The sequence below is a fragment of the Methanobrevibacter sp. genome (assembly GCF_030539875.1).
In the GTDB taxonomy this organism is placed as follows: domain Archaea; phylum Methanobacteriota; class Methanobacteria; order Methanobacteriales; family Methanobacteriaceae; genus Methanocatella.
The window spans coordinates 62,335-87,568 of sequence record NZ_JAUNXI010000002.1 but is presented as its reverse complement, the minus strand read 5'-3'; the positions used below and the strand labels follow the sequence as shown (position 1 = coordinate 87,568).

19 protein-coding genes are annotated in these 25,234 nt (G+C 33.5%); 6 read left to right on the top strand and 13 right to left on the bottom strand.

Features of this window, described 5'->3' with window-relative positions:
• The first annotated feature begins 10 nt into the window (after positions 1-10).
• Complete coding sequence (locus Q4Q16_RS01295; RefSeq protein ID WP_303345662.1) at positions 11-2,332, top strand: DEAD/DEAH box helicase; 2,322 nt, start codon at positions 11-13, stop codon at positions 2,330-2,332.
• Here the strand turns inward: Q4Q16_RS01295 and Q4Q16_RS01290 are convergent.
• From Q4Q16_RS01290 to hisS, 4 genes are read right to left on the bottom strand one after another with little or no spacing between them, the layout of a single operon-like run.
• On the bottom strand, positions 2,329-3,078 hold the full coding sequence (locus Q4Q16_RS01290; RefSeq protein WP_303345619.1) for a sugar phosphate isomerase/epimerase: 750 nt from the start codon (positions 3,076-3,078) through the stop codon (positions 2,329-2,331). The two genes, Q4Q16_RS01295 and Q4Q16_RS01290, sit on opposite strands and share 4 nt — an antisense overlap.
• Positions 3,079-3,083: 5 nt before the next feature.
• Positions 3,084-4,928 (bottom strand): PINc/VapC family ATPase, encoded by a 1,845-nt coding sequence (locus tag Q4Q16_RS01285; protein ID WP_303345617.1) that lies wholly within the window; start codon positions 4,926-4,928, stop codon positions 3,084-3,086.
• Between the two features lies 1 nt (position 4,929).
• Positions 4,930-5,337 (bottom strand): phosphoribosyl-AMP cyclohydrolase, encoded by a 408-nt coding sequence (gene hisI / locus Q4Q16_RS01280; protein WP_303345615.1) that lies wholly within the window; start codon positions 5,335-5,337, stop codon positions 4,930-4,932.
• A 2-nt stretch (positions 5,338-5,339) separates the two neighbouring features.
• The gene (gene hisS, locus Q4Q16_RS01275; RefSeq protein WP_303345613.1) at positions 5,340-6,635 is read right to left on the bottom strand and encodes a histidine--tRNA ligase; all 1,296 of its coding nucleotides are present in this window, start codon (positions 6,633-6,635) and stop codon (positions 5,340-5,342) included.
• An 84-nt stretch (positions 6,636-6,719) separates the two neighbouring features.
• Between hisS and aroE the strand changes: the two genes are divergently transcribed.
• Both aroE and Q4Q16_RS01265 read left to right on the top strand, forming a co-directional pair.
• Entirely contained in the window at positions 6,720-7,571 is an 852-nt protein-coding gene (gene aroE / locus Q4Q16_RS01270) for a shikimate dehydrogenase (RefSeq protein ID WP_303345611.1), read from the top strand.
• Positions 7,572-7,575: 4 nt separating this feature from the next.
• A complete protein-coding gene (locus Q4Q16_RS01265; protein ID WP_303345609.1) occupies positions 7,576-8,262 on the top strand; it encodes an ATPase in 687 nt (228 codons plus the stop codon).
• A gap of 149 nt (positions 8,263-8,411) precedes the next feature.
• Here the strand turns inward: Q4Q16_RS01265 and Q4Q16_RS01260 are convergent, their stop codons facing one another.
• Together Q4Q16_RS01260 and Q4Q16_RS01255 are read right to left on the bottom strand one after the other, a co-directional pair.
• Positions 8,412-9,896 (bottom strand): replication factor C large subunit, encoded by a 1,485-nt coding sequence (locus Q4Q16_RS01260; RefSeq protein WP_303345608.1) that lies wholly within the window; start codon positions 9,894-9,896, stop codon positions 8,412-8,414.
• Positions 9,897-9,905: 9 nt separating this feature from the next.
• Positions 9,906-10,853: a replication factor C small subunit gene (locus Q4Q16_RS01255; protein ID WP_303345606.1), complete on the bottom strand. Its 948-nt coding sequence runs from the start codon at positions 10,851-10,853 to the stop codon at positions 9,906-9,908.
• 146 nt (positions 10,854-10,999) lie between these two features.
• Between Q4Q16_RS01255 and Q4Q16_RS01250 the strand changes: the two genes are divergently transcribed.
• On the top strand, positions 11,000-11,956 hold the full coding sequence (locus Q4Q16_RS01250) for a zinc metalloprotease HtpX (RefSeq protein ID WP_303345605.1): 957 nt from the start codon (positions 11,000-11,002) through the stop codon (positions 11,954-11,956).
• Positions 11,956-12,687, top strand: a complete 732-nt coding sequence (locus Q4Q16_RS01245; protein WP_303345604.1) for a tRNA (adenine-N1)-methyltransferase — start codon at positions 11,956-11,958, stop codon at positions 12,685-12,687. Before Q4Q16_RS01250 ends, Q4Q16_RS01245 begins: the two co-directional genes overlap by 1 nt.
• Before the next feature lie 104 nt (positions 12,688-12,791).
• Here the strand turns inward: Q4Q16_RS01245 and leuS are convergent, their stop codons facing one another.
• Together leuS and Q4Q16_RS01235 are read right to left on the bottom strand one after the other, a co-directional pair.
• Positions 12,792-15,647, bottom strand: coding sequence for a leucine--tRNA ligase (gene leuS / locus Q4Q16_RS01240; protein ID WP_303345602.1), 2,856 nt, complete (start codon positions 15,645-15,647; stop codon positions 12,792-12,794).
• Between the two features lie 4 nt (positions 15,648-15,651).
• Positions 15,652-16,437: an NAD+ synthase gene (locus Q4Q16_RS01235; RefSeq protein WP_303345660.1), complete on the bottom strand. Its 786-nt coding sequence runs from the start codon at positions 16,435-16,437 to the stop codon at positions 15,652-15,654.
• Between the two features lie 651 nt (positions 16,438-17,088).
• Between Q4Q16_RS01235 and Q4Q16_RS01230 the strand changes: the two genes are divergently transcribed.
• On the top strand, positions 17,089-18,099 hold the full coding sequence (locus Q4Q16_RS01230) for an ArsA family ATPase (RefSeq protein WP_303345601.1): 1,011 nt from the start codon (positions 17,089-17,091) through the stop codon (positions 18,097-18,099).
• A 46-nt stretch (positions 18,100-18,145) separates the two neighbouring features.
• Here the strand turns inward: Q4Q16_RS01230 and Q4Q16_RS01225 are convergent, their stop codons facing one another.
• The 5 genes from Q4Q16_RS01225 to Q4Q16_RS01205 all read right to left on the bottom strand — a co-directional run bounded on the left by Q4Q16_RS01225 (position 18,146) and on the right by Q4Q16_RS01205 (position 25,157).
• A complete protein-coding gene (locus tag Q4Q16_RS01225) occupies positions 18,146-18,469 on the bottom strand; it encodes a hypothetical protein (protein ID WP_303345600.1) in 324 nt (107 codons plus the stop codon).
• Complete coding sequence (locus tag Q4Q16_RS01220; RefSeq protein ID WP_303345598.1) at positions 18,466-21,354, bottom strand: hypothetical protein; 2,889 nt, start codon at positions 21,352-21,354, stop codon at positions 18,466-18,468. Before Q4Q16_RS01220 ends, Q4Q16_RS01225 begins: the two co-directional genes overlap by 4 nt.
• Positions 21,355-21,475: 121 nt before the next feature.
• Positions 21,476-22,114: a cobalt-precorrin-7 (C(5))-methyltransferase gene (locus Q4Q16_RS01215; RefSeq protein WP_303345596.1), complete on the bottom strand. Its 639-nt coding sequence runs from the start codon at positions 22,112-22,114 to the stop codon at positions 21,476-21,478.
• Positions 22,115-22,170: 56 nt separating this feature from the next.
• Positions 22,171-24,291 (bottom strand): phage holin family protein, encoded by a 2,121-nt coding sequence (locus Q4Q16_RS01210; RefSeq protein WP_303345595.1) that lies wholly within the window; start codon positions 24,289-24,291, stop codon positions 22,171-22,173.
• Positions 24,288-25,157 (bottom strand): metallophosphoesterase, encoded by an 870-nt coding sequence (locus tag Q4Q16_RS01205; RefSeq protein ID WP_303345594.1) that lies wholly within the window; start codon positions 25,155-25,157, stop codon positions 24,288-24,290. The genes Q4Q16_RS01210 and Q4Q16_RS01205 overlap by 4 nt, the downstream gene beginning before the upstream one ends.
• Between the last annotated feature and the right edge of the window lie 77 nt (positions 25,158-25,234).

Here is a 25,234-nt window from a genome sequence, read left to right as displayed (position 1 = left end):
GGGTTTTATTATGGGCAGTTATATTAATCATCCTTTATTGAAAAAAGACACAATCGAATCAAGATTATACCAACAGATTCTTGCCGGTGATGTCTTAAAAAAAGGTAATACTATGGTTGTTGCACCTACTGCATTAGGTAAAACTATCGTTGCAGTTTTGGTATCGGCAGACAGATTGCAAAAAGTCAAAAATTCTAAAATATTGGTTCTGGCTCCATCTAAACCTTTGGCAATACAGCATGAGGCAAGTTTTAAAGATTTTTTTACTCTTCCATGCACTTCATTAACAGGAGCCATTAAACCTGAAGAAAGAGTTAAAAGATGGGAAGAATCAAGAATAATCTGTGCAACGCCGCAAACTGTCGAATCTGACTTATTAAATGGTCGGTATGATTTAAGTGATGTGTCATTAGTCGTTTTTGATGAATGTCATCATGCTGTCGGATCTTATTCTTATGTTTATCTTGCTTCCCGTTATATACGGGAATCTAAATTTAATTTGATTTTGGGTCTTACCGCTTCGCCGGGTTCTGATAAACTTAAAATTAAGGAAATCTGTGAAAATTTATACATTCAGAATATTGTTGTTAAAACAGAAGACGATTCTGATGTAAAACCTTACTTTAATCCTGTTGAAATCGAATGGGTTAGGGTAAAAATGAGCAGTGAACTTGAAAAAATTAAAAAACACATTGACAAGGCTTTAAAAGTCAGACTTAAAGCTTTAAAGAATATGGATATTATCAGAACCGTATCTGTTGGTAAAGTGGATGTCTTAAATGCAAGAAATAATGTTCAAGGTGAAATTGCAAGATCAACTAATCCTGATAAAGACCTGTTCCAGGCTATTTCAATATTAAGTGCTGTTATTAATATCCAGCACTCTCAAGAGTTAATTGAAACTCAGGGCGTTCAAACTTTCAATAAATATGTTGCAAGACTTCGTAAAAAGAAAACTAAAGCTGCTAAATCCTTGATGTGGGATGACAATTTTGGCCGGGCAGCTAAAATGGCGAGAGACGCTGAAAAACATGGATGGGAACATCCTAAATTAAAAGAAATTACAAATATTATCAAAAAAGAATTAGGCGAAGAAAGCGGTCAGGTTAAACTTAAAACATCTCGTTTTGATGATAAGAGCGATGAAAATGCATCTAAAATCATTGTATTTACACAATACCGAGATACTTTAGAAATGATTCATAAAAAGCTTGAAAGTGAAGGAATCAAGTCAGCTAAATTTTTTGGTCAGGCATCAAAGGATGGTGAAAAAGGCCTGACTCAAAAACAACAAAAGGCCATTATCAAATCCTTTAAAATTGGAGAGTATGATGTTTTGCTCTCAACTAGTGTGGCTGAGGAGGGTATTGATATTCCTGCTGTTGATTTGGTTATATTGTATGAGCCTGTTCCGTCTGAAGTGCGTATGATTCAGCGTCGTGGAAGGACCGGCCGTAAAAGAACAGGCCGTGTGAAAGTATTAATTACAAATGGAACAAAGGATGAAGCTTATTACTGGTCCAGCATCAATAAAGAAAGTCGCATGAGAAACCAGCTCATTGATAAGGATGTGCTTGATGAGTTAAATGCTTCTGCTGTTGAGCGCATGGAAAATGAAAGGCATGTTAAAGTAATTGAAAGGCCTAAAAAAGAAAACAATTTTCCTGTTGTTTATGCAGATTCACGTGAAGGAAATTCTAAGGTAATCAGACATCTGACTGAAATGGAAATTGATGTTAAGGTTCATTCAATGGCTGTTGCGGATTATCAGGTAAGTGATGAAGTGGCTATCGAGAGGAAAACCACTAAAGATTTCGTAGATTCAATTATTGATAAAAGACTCTTTAAACAGGCCAGTGAGCTATCTGAGGAATTCAAACGTCCTTTGCTGATTCTCGAAGGAGATGGTCTGTATAATGGTATGGTCAATCCTAATGCAATTCGAGGTTCACTTGCTTCAATTGCAATTGATTTTGGTATTAGCATTATTCCAACAAGAAACGCTCAAGATACGGCGGCTATGATTAAAAGAATTGCTGTTCGTGAACAAGGTGGTGAAAGAGCACCGATTCAACTTAGAACAGATAAAAAACCTCTCAGTCTTTTAGAACAACAGCTATTCATTGTTGAATCCCTGCCGAATATTGGACCGGTCAATGCTAAAAATTTACTGTCTCACTTCGGAACTGTGGGAAATATAATTAATGCAAGTGAAAGCGAGCTTCAGGAAGTTGAAGGCATTGGTAAAAAAACAGCCAATGATATAAGAAAGGTCATTGATTCAAAATATTTATATTTCCAAAAAGAAATTAGTGAAAAAAGACTTCTCTAGAAGTTATTTTTCATGTATTGATAACTTTTTTTGATGGAATCATAGTCATTTACTTCAATGATATAGATGCCATCATAATTATTTTTCTCTAAAGTATTTACTATATGTTTTAAATCAATAGAGCCTTCACCTAAAGCAAGGTGTGAGTCGTCATCACCAAAATTATCATGGATATGTACGTGTTTAATTGAATCAAAATACATTTCATTTGCAGGATATCCTGCATGTTGGCTGTGACCAATATCCAGTGTCATGTGAAGATTATTATTTTTTAAAAAATCATGGAGTTCCTCCATATTTGAATAAATCATAGTATCAAATATGGGCATATTTTCAAAAGTTGTTAGCACTCCCAAATTCTCTCCGTATTTTCCAATTTCCACCATCGATTCATTGGAAACATTAATGACCTCATTTTTAAAGTATTTGTCGGCTAAAAAGGAGGTTGTTCCCGGATGAACCACAACTGCCTTTCCATCAATTTTATTTGCCAGATCAATCGATGATTTAATTTGTCTGACTGCATTTTTTCTAGTTTGACTTTGAAGACTTGCAATATTAACATCTAAAAATGGAGAATGAATGGAATATTTTAATTTGAAACTGTCTAATAAGTCAATATCAATATTTTCAAAAGGATACTGGTGTACTAGTTCAGCATAATCCATGCCTAAACTTTCAATAAATTCCAAAGTGTTTTCCAAATCATCTTCAATTCCTGCTAGTGTGGATGCCCCAATTTTCATAAATATCACATTTTCCTAATAGCCATTATTTCCAATCCCATTTCAATAGCTTCGATAATAAAATCGGACAGTTCAATTCCTCTTTTGATTTTTATTTCTCCTTTTTTAGAGGTTGTTGCGGTAAGTAAATATTCATCACCTATTAAAATATCAAAATTTTTTCTTCCATTGTCTCTGCCCAGATTTAAAATCAGCTGTTTATTGGTATGGATGATGTCCACTTCAATTGGGGATTTGTTAACAGGTTTGCTTTCAATCACCTCAACTCCAAGTCCTATTCCAATTGACTCTTCAATCTCGGCAATTCTCTTACCATTTTTGCCGATAATTTTTGGAATAAATTCTTCAGGGATATAGATATTCGCTCTTTCAGGAGATATTACTTCAACATCGACTTTGGCTTTTTTAGGAAGAATCTTCTTAATTTTTCTTAAGATTTCTTTTTCAGCAATTTTGTCAACAGATGATTTTTGTGTTTCATTATCACATGAGCCGTTGACTAGATTCATGTCCATAACAATGGTTTGCTCACCATATGTGTAAATTTCATTTTTAAGCTCGCCGGTTTCAAAATCTCTAACTTCAATAACCGGTCTTGCAAGGTCAGCTTCTTTCATTCCGGTTGGAACTTTAACAGTCATTTTTGTTTCATAAACACTTGTAACTCTGCCATCTTCAATATAAATACTTGTATCAACGATTGAAGGTATTACTCCAAGTTCCACTCTTGAAGCTATTCTTTGAATTGCATCAATCGGACGAGTTGCATGTACAACTCCAATCATTCCCACACCTGCTAATCTCATATCCGCAAAGATGCTGAAGTCACTGTTTTTCCTAAGTTCATCATAAATTGTGTAGTCCGGCCTTACAAGCAACAGAACATCTGCAGTATTTTCCATACTTCCTTCTAATGGAGAATATTGTGTAATTTCATCTGGAAGTTGCAAATCTCTTGGGGATTCCATTGTTTTTACGACTTTATTTAATTTTGAGGAATAATATTTTGCAATGGCCTGCACAAAAGTGGATTTGCCCGCTCCTGGTGAACCGGAGATTAATATTCCCTCGGCACTGGTCCTGATTCTGTTTAATAACTTTTCAGATAAATTGTATTCATTTAAACTAATATTGGCTACAGGACGTACTGCTGTGATTTCCAAAGCTTCTGAAAATGGAGGATAAGCTATTGAAATCCGATACTCTCTTGATTGAACAACAAAAGAACCTTCTTTATCACTTTCCAAATAGGTTTTCGGATCATTTTTTGTTTTATCCAGAATTTCCTCCACAATCTTGTTGAGTTCTCTGTATGAATAAGGTTTTTCACTTAATATCTCAAAATCCACATGGCCGGGTGTTCCTTTTTTAGCCATTGGAACAACATTTTCCTTTAAATGTATGGACATGGTATATTCATCAAAGTATTTTTCGATTGAAAGTGGTTTCTCTTTATATTCCTGTTTGAAATAATAAACTGGAATTCCCTGAGCTTTGGCAGTTTCAGCCTGTATTTTATCGTTTGTAAGAAGAGTTCCCATCTCGCTTCTTGCCAAATCCCGTATGATGCTATCGATTTCCCCACTTTTGGCATATTTGATATCATAATTTGTTGGTCTTTTTCCTTTAAAACTAACGGACAATTCTCCTTCATATTGAAGGTTCTGTAATTTCTGTAATTCTTTTAGACCTTTCTTGCCTTCAGATCTATTGGTATTTGCTTGGTGTTCAAGTTCGCAGACAACTGCTTCCGGCACTATAATTTCGGGATAATCCAAGTCTTCTTTTTCAAGTATTTCACTTACTGCACCTATAATGACGGCACTTGTGTCGGGTATTATGCATTTCATTTTAATACACGTCTTCTGGGTTTACAAGTCTTTCTAAAATAACTTCTAAATCTTTATCCTTTAAATTCTCAATATCAACTTCGTTGTCAGTGTTTATCTTCCTGTAAAAGCATGACAGGTATCCTTCATGGCAGGCTGCACCTTCCTGATTTATTTTTAAAACAATTGCATCCATATCACAGTCAACAAGGATTTCTTTTACTTCCTGAAAATGGCCTGAACTTTCTCCTTTAAGCCAAATTTTGTTTCTGGAAGTGCTCCAATAGTGGGCTTTGCCTGTTTCAATGGTTTTAATTAAGGATTCTTTGTTCATATTTGCTAACATTAATATTTGATTTGTTTTAAAATCTTGTGCAATGGCAGTAATTACTTTAACACCATTGATTTCATGCCTGAAGTTGATTTCCATATTCATTCCTCTTTTAGATAATCAATAAGGTTATCAATATCAACTAAGCTTTGCTCGCCGCTTATCATGTTTTTAACAGTAACTTTGCCTTCGGCCAGGTCATTGGCTCCGATGATGATTATCTTTTCAACTTTTATCTTATCGGCATAATTCATTAACTTCCTGAACTTTTTACCATTTAAATCAACATCGGTTTTAAAACCGTTTTTTCTTAAAAGTTGTGTTATTTCAAATGCTTTTGGTCTGACTTCACTTGAAATAGGAGCTACATAAACATCTAAGTGTGAAGGCAATTCTTCTTTATCTGACAGTTCTTCAATTGCATTCATCAACCTATCAAAACCTAATGCAAAACCAGTGGATTCCACTTCCTGGCCTCCGAAGAGCTTAACTAAACTGTATGACCCTCCGCCGCAAATCTGTTTTTGGGCACCTAGTTCAGGAACATAAATTTCAAATACGATTCCGGTATAATAGTCAAGCCCCCTTGCAACACCTAAATTCAGTGTATAATTTTCAACTTTAAAAGCTTCTAATAATGCAATCAATTCTTTTAATTCATCTAATGATTCTTTCGGCTCTTCATAAGGCGCTATTAATTCTTCAACATCTGGGATGATAGATGCATCTCCGACCAAATCAATTAATTTTAACAATATCTGGTTTAATTCATCATTGTTAATTACCGGATTTTCTCCACTTAAAGCTTCAACAAGCAAATCTTTATCGCCTTTGTCAATGACAATCATAATTTCACTTTGGCTTTCAACGGAAATGTCAAAGTGCTTAAATAATCCTCTAATGATTCCTAAATGGTTAATATTAACATCTGCAGTAGTGATTCCCAATGATTTAATTGCATCAGTACAAAGTGCAATGACTTCCGCTTCACCTTGAGGGGTTTTAGCACCGATTAATTCACAACCGAATTGCCAAAACTGTCTGAATCTGCCTTTTTGAGGCCTTTCATATCTAAAGCAACTTCCATAGTAATAAAGCTTGATTGGTTTTGTTGCGGTTTTTTCAAGTTCGTTTAAGTATAATCTTGCAACGGGAGCTGTTATTTCCGGCCGCAGAGTTAATTCTCTATCGGATTTGTCCTTAAAATTGTATAATTGGTTTACAATTTCATCTCCGGATTTGGTTGTAAATAATTTTAATTCTTCAAATAATGGTGTTTTAATCTCCTGATAACCGTAATTTTCAAATACTTCTCTTAAGGTACTTTCTGCCTGTTTTCTTTCTCTCATTTCTTCAAATAAAAAATCTCTTGTACCTCGTGGTCTTGTAAATTCCATTTTTACTCTCCTCATAAATAATATAGTATAAGTTAAGTATGTATATACAAATTTATATAATCTTTGTTAATCTAATTAGATATTATGAAAATTAAAGGTAGTACAAATATTGTCGGGTTAATCGGTCATCCGGTTGAGCATAGCTTCTCACCGCCTATGCATAATGCAGCATTTAAAAAACTGGCAATGGATTATGCTTATGTTGCCTTTGATGTTGATCCTGATAATTTAAAATCAGCAATTATAGGGGCTAAATCATTAAATATTAAAGGATTTAATGTTACAATTCCTCATAAAATCGAAGTATTGGAATTTTTAGATGAAATTGATGAAGTGGCTAATTTAATAGGCGCCGTAAATACAATTGATTTTAAAAACTTAAAAGGGTATAATACTGATGGAATAGGTGCTGTAAAGGCAATTGAAGAAATAACTTCTATTAAAAATAAAAATATTGTAATTGCCGGTGCGGGAGGTGCATCAAGAGCCATTTCATTTTATATGGCAAAATTCGGTGCTGAAGCTATTAGTATATTAAACAGAAATGTTGATAATGCCGAAAAGTTAGCAGGGGATGTTCTTGAATCCGGATTAATTGGCAATGTTAAATCTGATTCTATTTTAGATATTGACGACTATCTTGACAGTGCAGATATTTTAATTGATACAACACCTGTTGGAATGCATCCAAATATTAACGATAATCCAATAGCCAGTGGAGAAAACATGCATGAAGATTTGGTTGTATTTGATGCAGTTTATAATCCTAATGAAACTGTTTTAATAAAAGAAGCTATTAAAGCAAATGCAAAACCAGTTTACGGAATTAAAATGTTGCTTTATCAGGGAGCTGAAAGCTTTAAAATCTGGACCGGCAGAGACGCACCTGTTGAAGTGATGGAAAAAGCACTAAAACAAACACTTAATTTAAAGTGATAATATGGATTTGATGTTTGATATTTCAGGAATGGATAATGAAAAAGAAGAATTTTCAACTTCCAAGAAAGACGTGTTGAAATTTCTAAAAATAATTGGAGTAGATACCCGTTTTATTTCATATACTTCCGATAAAATTTACATTAACAATTTAAGATTTTCTAAGTTTTCAAGAAAAAGACAGGCTACCTTTAATAAACAATATCCTGAAATGGAAGTTGTGAGAAGCTCCCTATTTCAAAAAATTTGCTCAAGATCGTCAAAACACCTGGCATTGGAAATCAGTCCGAATTCCACTATTTTAATGCCAAAGGATAATTTCATTGTAGAACTGATTATGGAGCCATATACTCGTAAATATGGTGCTAAATTGGTTTATGGAGGGGATCATGATTTAGTTGCCAATCCTCTGATTTTGGATGATCAGGTAAATGATATTTTTGAAGGCATTTTTGAAGGTGAAGGTTTAAATTTCAATAAAAGTTCCGATGAAATTTATCCTCTAATTAATGTGCCTTTAAAATGGATTAATTCATTTCTAGAAAATGATGGCAGGGATTTAATTGAAAATAAAAACAAAAATGAGTTGGCAATTTCCTTTAGTGAATTTTTAGAAGATGTGGCTCCTCAATATAGGGAAAATGTTGTAAAAGCTGCAGAATTTATCGAAGAAAAATTGAAAACTCAATAATTCTTCTTATCTTTAAAATAAGAGGGTATTGAAGAGAATTATAACTTTTAATATCTTATTTTAACATTATTCTGAATTAATTAAGAATCCTTAAATAATCTAAAACACCAGATGCTCATTTTTCAATTACTGAATCGGATAAACAACAATTAAAAACTAAATAATGAAACTTGTTTGTCGGTTTTTTTGTCTTTTTTCTCTTCTTTTTCTTCTTTAGGTGCAGGTTCGTCTTCTATTTCTGCAGCTCCCCTTTCAACTTCAGCACTATCGATACCAGATATTTCAAATGGAAGGTCATTTTCACTGCTTTCTTCAACTTCATTAATGACATTAATCATTTGATTTTTAAGCTCTTCAGCACGTCTGTCACGTTCTTCTACTCTTTTTTGAGCTTTTTGTTTTTCCATTTTATTAATAACGGTTTTTGGAATCTTTTTTGATCTAAATCTTTTGATTTCTGTCTCTTCAAGTTCTAAAAAGTCAGAAATTTCCCAAGCAAGTTCGTCATTTTTAAACATTATTTCAAGGTAAGGAAACATTGAAATCGCTATTGAATGTGAAACATGCATTTTTCCTGACATTTTTTCAGCAATTCCATCTCTGAGGTTTCTTTTACCTCTATTCCGACCCATTAATGTGAAAATAGTTGGAGTCTGAATTTTTGTAAATTTTTTATAGGTTTCATGTTTGGAGTTACTCACTCCAATTCCCATAAAGTCACTTGCATATTTCCAATAACCGTAATTTCTGCTGGTCAATGTTCTTCCAAAGAACAAATCTGCTTTTGAGATGTAATCATACGCTTTTTTAATTTCGTCCTGTTTTTTATATTCTCTTGGAATATTTTCTGCAATGTATTCCATAACCAGTGTGGGGTCTTCTTCAATCCAGAGAGCTTCTTTAACATGAGCAGGTGTTTTACTTTTCAAAACTCCGCTTATAGCATTAAAAATATCGGAACGGGTATCTTTGGTTACAAGATTTTCCACATCATTCACTTCAAGTGATGAGTCCTTGCTTGCCAATGCCTGCAGGGTATTAATGGCTGATCTGACGTCTCCTTGTGATTTTGTAGCTATCTCTTTTAATGCTTGAGGATTTGCTTTTATGTCTTCTTTTAGTGAAATTTCTCTTAAGAGTTTTGAGATAGAATTCCATCTTGGCTTTTTCATTTTAATTATTTGGCATTTCGGTTTAATGGATTGCAATCTCTTTGAGTAGAAATCATTAGCAATTAAAATCATTGGATGTTTGGAACTTTTAATTATATCTCCTATAGCTTTAACTCCTCCTCGGTCATTGCTTCCGTGAAGTCCATCTACTTCATCGAGAATGATTAATTTATATTCGTCTCCAAATAAGGATTTTGAAGATGATGACTCTCCTATTGTACTTTTGAGAATGTCCTGTGAACGTTTATCACTTGCATTAAGCTCAACATGTTCTGAAAATTCTTTTGCAATTATTTGGGCGAGAGTTGTTTTCCCGATACCTGGGGGCCCAACTATAAGTAACGGTATTTGGGGGTTATTTGATTTCCAAGCGTTAACCCAATTTGTGATTATTTTAATCTCTTTGTTATTACCTACCACTTCGCTTAATTCTTGTGGCCGGTATTTGTCAGTCCATAACATTTCCATACCTTATAAAAAATGGGTTAGTAAAGCTTCAAGCTGTATTCTTGGGTTCGCTCCTTCCCTTATTCTAAAATCACATTCAGCTATTGCTTCTATTAAATCTAAGTAAATATCTGCACTCATCTTTCCTTCAAGAACTCTTTTGGAAACGTCCTGATAAATTTGGGTAACCATATCTTCTCCGCTGGTTCCCTGAAGAACCATGGTTTCCCTTAAGATATTGCGGGCACTCATAAAGTCACCCATTAATGCTTTAGTTACCATATTTCCAATGTCCTGTGGCTTTGCTTTTGAAACAACTTCATAAACTGAATTTTCTGTAATTGCTTCACCTTCTGAAGCGGCGGCCTGCAGTACATTCACTGCTTTTCTCATGTCTCCTTCTGCAAAGTAGACTATTGTTTCTAAACCTTTGTCATCTGCTTCAAATCCTTCATTTTCACAAATATACTTTAAACGTTCTTTTATTTCTTCTCCTTTTATTGGAGCGAATCTAAATATTGCACATCTGGATTGGATCGGGTCAATAATTTTTGATGAGTAATTACATGAAAGTATAAATGAAGCGGTTTTAGTATACATTTCCATTTCACGACGAAGAGCATGTTGAGCATCTTTTGTCATGTTGTCTACTTCGTCTAAAAAGATTATTCTAAATGGAGCACCAACAGGTTTTAATCTACAGAAATTTTTAATATTATTTCTTACAGTTTCAATTCCTCTTGCATCTGACGCATTTAATTCTAAAAAGTTTTGTCTCCAGTATTCTCCAAGTATGGATTTTACTAATGCTAATGCTGTGGTTGTTTTGCCGACACCTGCAGGACCTGTAAACATCAAATTAGGCATACTTTCTTCGCCGACATACTTCTCTAATCTTGCAATGATTTGTTTTTGTCCTACAACGTCTTTTAATTCTTGTGGTCTATATTTTTCTACCCATGGTCCGCTCATTAAATCACCATTTTTTTATAGTAACATTTATGTATGTTGTAATTAAATTATTTTTTGCTTAACTTTTTAAATATATTGAAATATAATAAATATATAATTAAAGTGAGCATTTGAAAATTAATGTTTACAAAAAATAGGTGTTAATAATGAAAAACACATGGAAACTTAAGTTAAGAATGATTTTAACATCAGTATTAATGTTTTCAATTGTATATTTCCTTATAATGCTTGTAGGGGCATATCTGGGAATAAGTAGTTGGAAATTATACTTTGGAGCAAGCTTGCTCATTGCATTTTTACAATATTGGTTTGGACCAACCTTGGTAAAACGTTCAATGAAGGTCAGGCCTTTATCAGAAGCCGAAGCACCTCATATTCACCAGATTGTTCAAGAATTAGCTGATGCAGCAGGAATTCCGAAACCGGAAATTGGATTATCTGAAATCAACATTCCTAACGCTTTTGCATATGGCAGATCAAGCAGAAGTGGCCATATTGCAATTACTCGTCCGATTTTAGGATTGCTTGACAGGGATGAACTAAAAGCAGTTATAGGTCATGAAATGGGTCATATCAAACACAACGACATGATTGTCACAGCCACTGTCAGTGTTATCCCGATGATCTGTTATTATCTTGCTGTGTCATTTTTGTATTCTGACAATAATAATAACGGTGCTGGAATCATTATTGGTATTCTTGGATATGTATTTTACTTGGTCGGTCAATTGTTGGTATTGTTTATTTCAAGAACTCGCGAATACTATGCTGATGAAGCAAGTGTCGAATATGGAAATCGTCCGGCAGCATTAGTATCAGCATTATACAAATTGTCTTATGGTGCGGCAAATTGCAGCAGCCAATCTATTTCAAATGCAAGTTCAAACAGAGCATTCTTTGTCAATGATATAAACAATGCAAAAAACGATGTTTTTGAGTTCAGGCAAATTGATTTTGACAATGACGGAACAATATCTGATGATGATTTAAGAAGACTTGCCATTTCAGATATAAAAGTTTCTAAAAAGAATGGGCTCATGGAAATATTCTCAACACACCCTGATTCTTTAAAAAGAGTAAAAAGATTAGCGGAGTTACAATAATGAAGATGATTTTAGATGAACGTGGTAAAAAGTATGTTTTAAAACCTGGTGAAGAATTCCAAAGTGATTTGGGAATTGTGTCTGCTGATGTTTTGGATAATGCAGATATTGGTGATGAGGTTAAAAGCCACTTAGACCACACATTTAAAATTGTAAAGCCAAATATCAATGACTTTATTGATGTTATGGATAGAAGATGCTCAATTCTTCTTAAAAAAGATATAGGGTTGGTTCTGGCTCATACAGGATTGGGTTCCGGTTCACGTGTTGTTGATGCAGGAACTGGTGCTGGAGCTATTGCCCTTAACTTTGGAAATGTTGTTGGGTCTGAAGGGGAAGTATTTACCTATGAAATCAGAGAAGACTTTGCCGAAGTTGCCCGCAAAAACATTGAAAAATTTGGAATTACCAATGTTCATGTTAAAAATCAGGATATTAAAGATGGAATTAACGAAGATAACATTGATCTGATTTTTCTAGATTTGCCAAAGCCGTTTGAAATATTTGAAGAGGTAATGGATTCTTTAAATGTTGGAGGATGGCTTGCAGTGTATGCACCTTACATAGACCAGGCAGAAATTTCCCATCGCATTGCTAAAAAACTGGGATTTTATGATATTGAAATCATTGAAATTTTAGAACGAGGCCTTGAAGTCAGACCTCAGGGTGTAAGGCCAAAAACCCGTATGGTTGGTCATAGTGGGTACATTGTATTTGCAAGAAAATTATAGTATATGGATGTGCAGGATTAAAACATTAACGTATAACCTAAACCACTGAAGATTGCTGAAGTTGATTGGTACGTTTTTAAAGAAAAAAAGTTGGAATAATGGGATTATTCCATAAATATTGCTGGTTTGTAAGGCATTGCATTTTTAGCCTTGTTTTGAGGGTCGTATGAATCATCAGTATGGATAATAACTTCATTTCCACATTCTTCTTTAATGTAGTCAAGAGCATCAGTTAAAATATCTTTCTCGTTAATTTTGCCGATATATCTTGTTTTAGTTATTTCTTTACCGATTTTTTTAGCCACCATAGCTATTTCTTTTTTATCATCATAGATTTTGGCTCCAATTGCTCTTCCCATGATTTGTCCGATGTCTGGCTTTCCAACTTCGTCAGCAATTTTGTATAAATCCCATTTCCAGTCCGGTGCAAGGTAAATGTGGACTTTTTCGACATCTTCTCCAACCATCTGTTTAATATGCGCAATATCTTTGATGATATCTTCAACCAATTCTTCTGATTTTTCAATTTTTGAACTTACAAGCTCTTCATCATATTCCGGCCATGCAGCTTCGCTTACAAATCCTTCTCCACCATAACTCGCCCATAATTCTTCACAAGTATGAGGTGTAAAAGGTGCAAGAAGCCTGATCCAAGCTTCAAGAACGGTTGATAAGACATAAATTACTGCAGGATCATTATCATCAATAATGTGTTTAATTCTGTAGAGGTAGTGATCAACATCTTTTTTAAGCAGGAATAGGGAATCCTGTAAAGCCTGTCTGGTTTGGAAGACTTCTAATGCTTCTGTCGCATTTTTAATATGTTGGTTAAGCTGACTAATCATCCACAAATCAACTGTTCTTGTTAATTTCACTTTTTCAATATTGCTTAAGTCTAAAGCGGAACCTTTGATTTCTTCAACTCTGGCAGCAAATTCCCTAAACCATTCAAGCCTTCTTTTGGTTCCTAAAACTTCTTTTTCTCTCCAATCGAAGTCTTGCCATGGTTCGGCAGATGCCATTAAGAAGAGTCTTACAACATCAGCAGTATAATCGCGAATTGCATCTTTAAGAAGCACAACATTTCCTTTAGATGAAGACATTTTATTTCCTTCCAAAAGACCCATACCAAAGACCACAGTTCCTTTTGGCCATTTGTCTTTAGGATAGATTGCACTGTGATGGAACATTAAAAAGCTTAAGTGGTTACCGACCAGATCTTTTGCAGACAATCTCCAGTCAAGAGGATACCAGTAGTTGAATTCATCTTGGATTTCTTTAACTTTTTCAGCAGGTACACTAATTTCTCCTGAATCTTTGTTTAAGAGAACTTTATCAAAGAAAGCAAGGTTTAAATCATTAGGATTCATGTCCTTTAGGTATTTTGCAATTGTATAATAAGACATGTATATTGTAGAATCACTTAAAGGTTCAATTAACCACTGATTATCCCAAGGAAGTCGGGTTCCAAGACCTACTTTTCTAGAGCACGCCCAATCGTCTAACCAGTCAATGTAATATTCGAAATTATTTTTAATTTCCTTTGGAATGATGGTTTCTCCTTCAAGAACTTCCTGTGTCTTTTTGGTCCATTCTTCATCACCATATTTCATGAACCACTGGTCGTCCATGATTTTAACAACACAATTATTGCCGCATCTGCACACAACCGGCCTTTCAGCAAAGTCGTACATGATTGTAGCCATATTATCAGCAATCAGTTTTTCTTTTAGTTCTTCACGTGCAAAACGAACTTTCATACCTCCAAAGTCAGGTATTGACTCGATAATGGTACCTTTACTGTGCTGAGCTTTGTACAATTCATTAGTGGCTTCATGCAGTTTCTCATCGTTTTGGTCTGTAATTCCAAGTCTTTCAATAATGTCTGATGCAGGAATTTCTCCATATCCTTTAAGTGAACATACAGGAATCGGATGAACATTTTCAATAATGCCTTCTAAATTATATTTGGATATTAATTTAGCGTTATTCTTTAAATCTTGAAGAGCAATGTAATCAGCAGGAGCGTCTGCAGGTTCAGAGAAAACAACTCCGCTTCCGTAAGATGCACTTACAAAACTAGCGGGGAAAATTGGCAAATCATCGCCGGTGAATGGATTTTTAGCCATTTTTCCAATTAAATCATTAGGATCAATTTCAGATATAATTTCTAAGTTTTTAATCTGATTTTTCAAATTGTAGTGAGCTTCTTTTGTGATTACCCAATTTTCACCGTTATTATCAACTAAAAGATATTCAACATCAGGATTTAGCCAGATATTGGTTGCTCCAACTATAGTTTCCGGTCTTAAAGTTGCTGTTACAAGAAGTTTATCTTCAATTGGGAATTTAAGTAATGTTAATTCATTGACTCCCACTCCTTCACCTTCAAGCAAATCATGGTCTCCAACAGGGTTGTCACAGTTAGGACAGTATTTTACCGGGTGTTCACCTTTTGCAACTAAACCTTTGTCGTGCAACTGTGTAATGTGCCATTCTATGAATTTTTTGTAAGTTGGATCAATTGTTCTAAATTCTCTTCTCCAGTCAATGGAATAACCCATCTCTTCCATTACTTCATGATATTCGGTTGAGAAGTATTTTACAATGTATTCGGGGTCTTCCAATTTCGGTAAAGTTTCTTTGGGAACGCCATGCACTCTGTGGTACAAGTCAAGAGTCCACTGATCTTTTCTTTTAATTCTGTCAGCTATTCCAATAACCGGAGCACCGGTTACATGCCATGCCATTGGGAATAATACATTAAATCCTTCCATTCTTTTAAATCTTGCATAAACATCAGGCACGGTATATGTACGGCCATGACCTATATGCATTGCACCACTGGGGTATGGAAAAGCAACGGTAAGGTATAATTTTTTTCTTTCATCAGGGTTAGATTCAAATATTTTTGCATCTGCCCATTTTTTCTGCCATTTCTCTTCAATATTTTCGCTCACTAAATCACCAGTCTAGTATTGTTTTTTTAGGGCTTTCAGGAACTTTGCTTTTGTGCTGGTTCCTGATTATTTTTTTAATAATCATATCCACATCATCAACGGAAATACTTAATTTTTCAGCTATTTCAGTATTTTTCATATCTCTTTGTGTGCGGAGATAAAGAATCTGATCAAGTAAATCATAACTCATTCCAATTTCTTCTTCATCAGTTTGATTGTCCCACAATCCTGCGCGGGGAGGCTTTGAGATAATATCTTTTGGAATGTTTAAAAATTCACTTAATTTATAAACGTCAGTTTTATATAAATCTCCTATTGGCTCAATATCGCACGCGCCATCTCCATGCTTTGTAAAGTAGCCAATCAGGATTTCACTCTTATTGCCTGTTCCACAAACAAGGTAGTTTTTATGATTGGCAAAATAATAAATGATGGACATTCTAATTCTAGCTTTCAAATTTCCGATAGCTAAATTATCACTGTCTAATTGAGTTACAGATAAATATTCATTTAAAATAGTGTCAATTCCCACTTCTTTATATTCGATTCCTAGTTTTTTAGCTACATCAACGCCATGAATTTTATCTTCTGTTGGTGTGGTAGTGGATGGCAAAGTTATTCCAAAAACATTCTCTCTTCCAACTGCTTCACAGGATAGGTAGGCTGAAAGTGTTGAATCAATTCCTCCGCTTAAACCAATTATAATTCCATCAGTTTTAGATTCAGATACTTTTGATTTAATAAATTCAGCAATGTCTTTTTTTGTTTTCTTACAGTTTAATTCTGGAATTTCACTAATTTTCTCACCAACCTTATCATCTATACATAAAATAATTTGTAATTATTAATTTATATATATTAATATTGAATGAAGTTATTGGGCTATATGTTTATACAATGAGGAATGATTGTTGGAAGTAAGAAAGGTGAAATTCTTATTGTTGCTACTTTTTTAAAGATTTTAATATTAGTTTGTATGCTTATCATGTTTTGTATCAATGATATGTATAATTGAAACAGACAATATAATTTGAATGAAACATCAGGTATGGGAATATCTGTGTTGGAATTGAAAAGCTATTTATTGGGATTATTGTCTGGTGAATCAGCAGCAATGGTATTGCTCATTTAAATAATGGGATCGCAGCAAACAACAATTTAAGTGATGTGGAAGAATATATTGGAAGTTTGGATATAGAACTTATAAACCAGTTATTTGGAATATTTTGCTAATTGATTAAATTATTTAATATCTGTTCTCATTAATAATAACTAACTTTATATACTATAAAACATTAAATATCATTTAGTAACCAAAAGTAAGTTTAATTAAATCATATGGTTGCCAAAAATTGCCAATTTCATCTGAAAAAGCGCGTGGGTGGTAAGTATATGGGATTTAAACTACTCTAAAAGTAATTTTATTAAGGAGGTAAATTGCTTGGCATTTAAAGATTATTTTAATTTTAATAAAGATAAAACAACATTTATTTTCGTTGGTGGTAAAGGAGGGGTTGGAAAAACTTCTGTTTCTTCTGCTACTGCATTATGGTTGTCTGAACAAGGTAAAAAAACATTAATTGTATCAACTGACCCTGCACATTCATTGGCTGATTCATTGGAAATGCCAATAGGAAGTTATCCTCGTGAGATTAAAACTAACTTGTTTGCTGTTGAAATTGACCCTGATGAAGCGATGGCTCAAAAACAGGCGCAATTGGAAGCTCAAAAAGCATCCAATCCTGACGAGGGTGGTTTGTTGGGTATGGACTTTTTATCAGATCAACTGGACATGGCGTCTTCCTCACCGGGTGCTGATGAGGCGGCTGCATTTGAAATGTTTATGAATGTAATGAATTCTGACGAATATGATGTTGTTGTATTCGATACTGCACCAACCGGTCACACTTTAAGATTATTGTCATTTCCTGAAGTAATGGATTCATGGGTAGGTAAAATGATAATGCTTAAAACAAAATTGGGTTCTGCAACAAATGCTTTAAAGAAAATCATGCCGTTTATGGAGGCGGTTGATGATCCTAAAACTTCTGAAGATTTAAAAAGAACTAAAGAACAAATCGATAAGGCAAAAACAGTTTTGTCCGATCCTGATAGGACAACATTTAAAATGGTCGTAATCCCGGAAGAGATGTCAATTTATGAATCTGAAAGGGCATTGGAAGCTCTCGGTAAATATGATATTACTGTTGACAGTGTTATTGTAAATCAGGTAATGCCTGATATTTGCGACTGTGATTTCTGCCACTCCAGACATAAATTACAACAAAAACGCTTGGCTTTAATTGACCAAAAATTCCAAGACCAGCATATTGCTGAGGTGCCTCTATTTAAGGATGAAGTTAAAGGTTTGGATAAGTTGCTGAAATTAGCCCATATTTTATATGAGGGCGAAGACAACGACGAAGTTGTTCAAGAAGCTATTCAGCTTTAAAAAATAAATAAGTTAAAATAAATTGTTTATTTTAACTTTTAATTTCTCATTTTTTATTAAATACAATATCAAGGAAAAGTGCTAGTGTTAACAGTGCTATTGAAGTAATAAGGGGATAGCCAATAACTACTTCACATATTCCTGTTATTACAGCTAATATGAATAATATTTTCACTGAAATATGTGTATTTTTTATTCGTTCGTTTGCTGTTTCATTATTATTTAGAGCAGTAATTGCTGTATAAACAACACATATTGCAAGTAATAATTCCCATAATCTTTCGTATTGGTAGACAAGCGTTATTGTCAGCAATATGATAAATATCAAAATTATAGGAATCATGTGTTTGGGTTCTTTAATTTTTATCACCTTTTCCAGCTTTCATCCCAATATTTTTTAGGAACACTAAATGGTGTCCAGTATTCATCAGTAAAATATTGATATGTTTCTGATTTACTTAACTGTTTTGTTTTTCCTTCACTGATGTAGATTGCACTGTCTCTGTCTAAGGTCATGTCACCTTTGATTTTTACTTCAATGTAGTCATATCCTCCTTTTTTATTTGGGATGTTATAGACTTTTTTGGATTGCAAATATCCCGGTCGTGTAAAGGTATATTTGTCCATAACTTTATGCCAATCTTTTTCATCAACCATTCCATCTTTATATATTGTGCCTCCGGTTTGTATGGCTGCCATTGCAGTTAACAGTCCTAAACCTGCAGCTGATGCTCCTGTTAATGTTTTTGACAAAAGTGCAACTGATAAGTGATACGTTATTTTGGTTAATGGATGTATTTTATTGAATTTCTCAGTCAGTTGCTTTACCGGTGATGCAAACTTGAATGTGTTTCTTATTCCTGCAATTATGTCTTTTGGCATTATTCCAACAGAGCAGCAGTCCTTGGAAGTTGATATCGCTGATCCTTTATAAACCGAGTCTTGAGCCAATACAACATTTGATACGCCACTTGTTGTGTTTAGGATTATTGCAGACTTGCCATTAACGTCTGAGAAAATATAAATCATATCTCCTAACTGTGCGATGCTGTAATTATTTTTTGAAACGGCTGAAAACATGTTGGAAAGTGAATTTGAACTTTTGTCAAAGTATCTCTCGGCAACATTTATAAGGACGTAATCTTCTATATTCGGCAGATTGATGGAATTGATTAGCTTAAATAGGATTGTATTGTTTTTATTGCCTGTTACTTTCATTCCCATGTCTGCATTTAAAATGTTTAAATATGTGTCCTGTAAGTTTATTCCACCCAGTATTGTTAGTGTATTGCTTCTCTCCCATTTTACTTTAAATTCTTTAGAATAATCATCGGCAAAAGCATCTGCAAGCCAAGCTACTTCAAGTGATGCTAAATGCATTCCGTAAACATTCATCACTCCGAATCTATTTAAATAGGTTGAACTTTTTGAAAGCCAATTGTCTAAAATGTCTTCTGTTATTTTTTCATTTATAATGGTATATGTCTGCAAAACTTCAAATTCTAATGTTTTTCGATAGTATTTGTCAAGTCCGTAACTTATGCTTTCTTTCTTTTCAAGTTCTTCTTTTTCATCAACTTTAAATTTTGTGATGATGCCTTCTTTAGATATATAACCTGCTATTGATTTTCCAAAATAACTAAAGGTAACTGCAGTTCCTGTATCTGCAAATTTAATTGATTTGGTATTGTTGTTGGTTATTTCTTCATAGCTTTTATAATTGAAATCGCTTACTGGTTTTCCATATTGTTTTGAAAGAGTGTATTTAAGTCCCAATTCATCAAAACTTAATGTTTGAAAGCTTACTCTGGCGATTATATTTTCATTTTCCATATATGTTAGTTTTTCGCTGTTGTCTGTTCCTTTACCTGCATAAAATCCGAATAATGCAGTATTGTTTTTAGTCTTGCTTTGATAAGTGATTTGGGTATAATCCTTAAATTTGGCGATTATGATTCCATCGCCTATTGGATTGGTTGTGCCTGTATTAATCTTGATGCCGCTTCCGTCAAAAGGTATTAAATAGCTATGTTTGTCTTTCAGTTCTATGGAATCTATTCCGTTAATGCTTGTTGTTGAAAATGTATAACATTTTTCCCCAATTTCAATTTCAAATACTTCTCTTTTAGGCATTTTTATAATGCCGTTGCTTCCACTTTTTAAACAGTATTTTGAATTGTTAAAAACATAGTCTGTTGTAACATTAACATAATTTGGTATTGATGTTGTATGTGTAAACTTACTTAGTTTTATGGCTTTTATGTAAATTTTGTTTATATTCCTAAGACCACTGTATTCTGTGGATATGGAGTATGTTCCGGCTTTTAGGTGTATGTCTAATGTTGCGATACCATTTTTATTTGTTGTTTTTGTATAGCTTTTTCCATTAACAGTCAATTTAACTTTTTGGTTAGGAGAAACTTTTCCGGTATTGCTTAGAACTTTCACATTGAATTTGCCGACGCAATTCTCATTAATTTTTAAATCATCAGTTTCAATCAATGATTTTACTGTGAGGGTTTTTGACACGGTTTCTGCTGTTTTCGGATTAACAGAATAAATGGTGTATGTTCCTGGCTTTAAATTAATTGCTAATTTGGCAACGCCGTACTTGTTGGTTTTAACAGAATAATATTTGTTATTTACTTTAAATTTAATCGCAGTATTTTTCAGCACATTTCCCTTTTGGTTATAAAAAGTAGATGAATATTGTGCAGTGTTTGTATAATATTTTTTAAAATTGCTGCATTTTATTGTGCTTTTAACATCAATCGTGTTTTTTTTAGATGTTGCAGAATATTTGCCCGTTCCTGCAAATTTTGTTAAAATGGAATAATTTCCACTTTTCAAATTTATATCAAGATAGGCAATTCCCTTGCCGTTGGTATTTTTACTATATGTCTTGCCATTTATTGTAAAAGATATTTTTGCTTTGGCTATTGGCTTTTTATTTTTGTCTTTTAGACTTATTTTGAACTTGCTTCCGTCTTTATAATACATTTTCAAATTAGAAGCAGTTATTGTAATTTTTTCTTTGGTTTTAGTTGGTGATGTGGCTTTTAATATTTCAGTCTCATCATTACTTATTTTTAGTTTTTCATAATCGTTTTCAATGCTTATTTTACATAAATCCTGATTTGGATTTGGTTGTTGTAGGTTTGTTTCTGTTTCATTTTCAATATTCGCTGCCGATACTGCAGAAATTAAAAAAAGAAATAAGAAAATGAAACATATGGTGTTTATTTTCAATTTCATAATATCTACCTTATTTGAAGTCTCATCGACGATTAAAATTTGATATTATGAAATATATAAACTTTGATTTTAAAAACAAATGGTAAATGACTTTTAAAATGATTTTTGAGGGTAAATTATTCTAATAAATTACCATAATGCACATATAGGTAAATTCACTCTCAGCAATGTCTTTTAAAGTAGCCTCTACAATCTTTTCATCAGGGTAACTTAACCTTTCACAGACTACAACTTTTCTGTCTTCTTCAACTCCATTGTCAAGTAAAAATTGGGCCATGTCTCTTACTTTTCTTGAAGGAAGAGCGATTGTGGTTTTTTCATTGTTAATAACTGACAAAATCTCGTCTATATTTTCTCTGCCGTGAAATGTCATTACGTTGGCACTGTCCCATTGGATATGGCATTTTGCCGCTGCAAGCTGCAGTGAACTAATTCCTGGAACCACTTCAATATTTTCTTTTGAAAATCCTTTTTCTTTTGAAATTCTCAAAACAGTATTTAAAACGCCTGAAAAACCAGGATCTCCGGTGGATAATATGGACACGGTATTTCCATCACAGGCTAGCTGAACTCCTTCTTCCAATTTGTCCAACAGATCTTTTACATTAAATGCAATTTTATTTTGAACATCATCAAATAACTCAATTGCCCTTGTACTTCCAACGGTATAATCACTTGATTTAACACTGTCAACCGCTTTTTTAGTTAAATATTCGGATGCGCCAGGACCAATTCCGACAATATAGATTTTTCCACTCATTTTATCATCATTTTAAAGTTTTATTATATTATTATTTAATTATTATAACTTAAATTTTAAGATTTTAAATTTTCTATTTCATTTTTTAGGAATTCATATATTGATGAAGCACCAATTAACTCTTCAGGCGCTTCCCACTGTGAAGGATATAAGATAAACGGTTTTGTTTGGTCTCCTCCAAGACCGCCATGGCTTCCAATTAATTCTTCAAAAGCACAAACTTCTCCACATTTTTCATCATAAAAACTATTGACCATTATGTCAGGCAGGTTATTAAATGAATTCTGTCTTTTTAAATGGATTGCAGCATTTTTACCGTAGTTGGCTAGCGGATTTTCTCCAACAACATTATCTGTATCCAAGTAGTAGATTCCGTCTTGCCCGATAATCATCCCTCCATTGGACAGTGAATTAACTAAGATAAATCCGACTCCGGGATGTTTTACAAGGCCAGGTATTAATTCGGGAAATAGCATTACGATTTCTTCATAGTTTAAACGTTGTTTCCATTGGGTAAAGTATATCAATCCAAGATTTCCAGATCCTAAAACGATTAACTCTGAATCTTTAGCTTTTTTAGTGCTTTGTTCAATGCTTTCATATCCTGTGATGTATTCTAAACTGTTTGAATATTTTTTTCTTAAATTTAGGTATTTTTCATTTTCAAAAATGATTGCTGGCTTTTTATTTTCAAGCTCTTCTCTGATAGTCTGAATATATGTATTGTCTTCAAATAAATCGTCACGGATATTTTCCATTTTTTCTTTGATGTTTTTCAGCTGTTCATTTTCTGATAAAAACGCATCCCTGAAGTGGTCGACATTATATTCGCTTCTATACATTTTCAAATCATCTGGAAGCAGTCTTCTAACATAATTTCCAAGACTGATGCCATATCTTTGCTTAAAGGTTGCACCATTGCTCTGGCCATGGTCTGATAGAATAACAAGTTTATAGTCTCTGTCACTCATTTCTACTGCGGAAGCAAGCCTTTTGAATTGCAGGTCAATTTGTTTTAGAACAGGCCACACATCTTCATCTTCTGTTCCTGAATGGTGGGCTATTTCATCATAACCCATAAATGTTGCATATGCAGTATCAGTTTCTCCTTTTAATATTTCAGCAGTTAATATTTCAGTTGCAACCTCCCTAAGCACAACATTTGCTCCTGCTCTTACTGCCGCATAAACAATTGTCCTTCTAAGTCTGGGGTGCACATTCTTTATTAGATGTTTTAGCTGAGATTTTAACTCAACTAAAATGTCACATAAAAACAATACAAAAATTCTTTGGAAATTGTAAGAATCTAAAAATATTGTGTGGAGCGTTTTATTATGGATTCTGGACATGCTTCCCAATCTTGATGATGTTAAAGGCGCGTTTTTGCTGTCTCCTGAAAACATGTTGCTGATGCTTATTCCATCTACAAGCAATCCCTCTCCGTTACTGATTCTTTTTTCTATTAACGGGGCATGACTTAATTTTCCAGATACAAGAATGCGATTGTTGTTTTCTTTTTCAACCCATCTATACGCCACAATATCTTCATTATTTCCGTGCAATATTCCTGCCTGACTTGCTCCTGTTTGCGAAGACAAATCAGTTTCCCATTCTTTTAGACAATGGGAATTTGTATCTATCCAGCTTTTTATTGTCGGCATGATATTTTTATCGATGGCTTTTTTTAAAATATTTATGGATAATCCGTCGATTTCAAGCATTATGACTCCGGAATATTTTTTCCCGTCTCTCTTTTCATCACCGACATATTTTAAAATATTTCTGACATATCTGTTGTAATAGTTTGTGTGTGTTATGTTCATGACAAAAGTAATGGCAATTGAGAGAACTATTGGAACTTCAACTGCTGCGTAAAATCCAACACTTACATTTGGAATAAAATAGCAGGCAATATAAAAGATTAAAGCATTGATGAATAATGCACCAATGCCTAATGTCATAATCATGAATTTCATGAAAAATTTTTGAAAAACAGGCCAGAGGAGGGTATTGGTTATTGTTATTGCTATTACAATAAAAAATGCATTATACCATTTCCCAATGGTGAAATCTCCACATAAGTAAGTCATTCCTATAATGACTATAATGTTGGTTATAATAAGTAAAATCAATGTTGTTGTGGATTTTATATAGGATGTAAAGTCATATTTTTTCATTCTATCTCTATTTTCTGCTTTTTATTTGTTTTTAATGTGATTATTGTAATTTCAGGTTTACAGTTAATCCTCATTCTAAACGAATTGGTTCCAAGTCCTTTACTTGTATATTGCATCATATTTCCAACTTTATAAAGGCCAACAGGGAATTTTCTAGAGTTCGGACCTCTAAAAGGTGTTGTTTCAACTTTTGGAATTATGAACTGCCCTCCATGTGAATGGCCTGAAATTTGCAGATCAAATTTATTTGTTTTGGATGATTCTGTTGCAAAATCCGGTTCGTGGGAAAGCAAAATGCTTGGAGTATCATCTTTTATTTTAGATATTACCTTATTCAGATTATCTGCACAAACAGTACAGGAATCAACACCACACATGTTTAAAAAATCACCATTTTTTTCAAGGGTGTGGACATCATTGCTTAAATCCACAACTTCTGACTCTTTAAAAATTCTTCTGACCTTTGAAGCACCCATCCAATGGTCATGATTTCCCAAAACGCCAAATTTGCCATTTTTTGCCTTTAATTTTTTAAATGAATTTTCTAAGGATTTTTCATAGCCATCTGTCACATATGAAAAATAATCTCCGGTCAATGTAATTAAATCGATATTTAAGCTATTGACATAATTGACAAGTTCATCAAGGTATTCCGGATTAATCCATTGGCCTAAATGAATGTCCGTTAAATTCAAAACCCTGAAATTATGAAAATTCCAACCGAGATTGTCCACTTCCAAATCAATTTCCACTAAATCGATTTTTTCAGGTTTAAACTTTTTATCCGGAAGGGAATAGGTTATTGCGTCCTGAATTCCTTGACGGATTTTCATAGCCTGCGGGCGGTCAATATCATCATTATTCATTGAATAGTATATTGCACTCTGAAACTATTTATAATTTTAAATACAAACATTAAGATGTTATTAATTATTAAGTGATT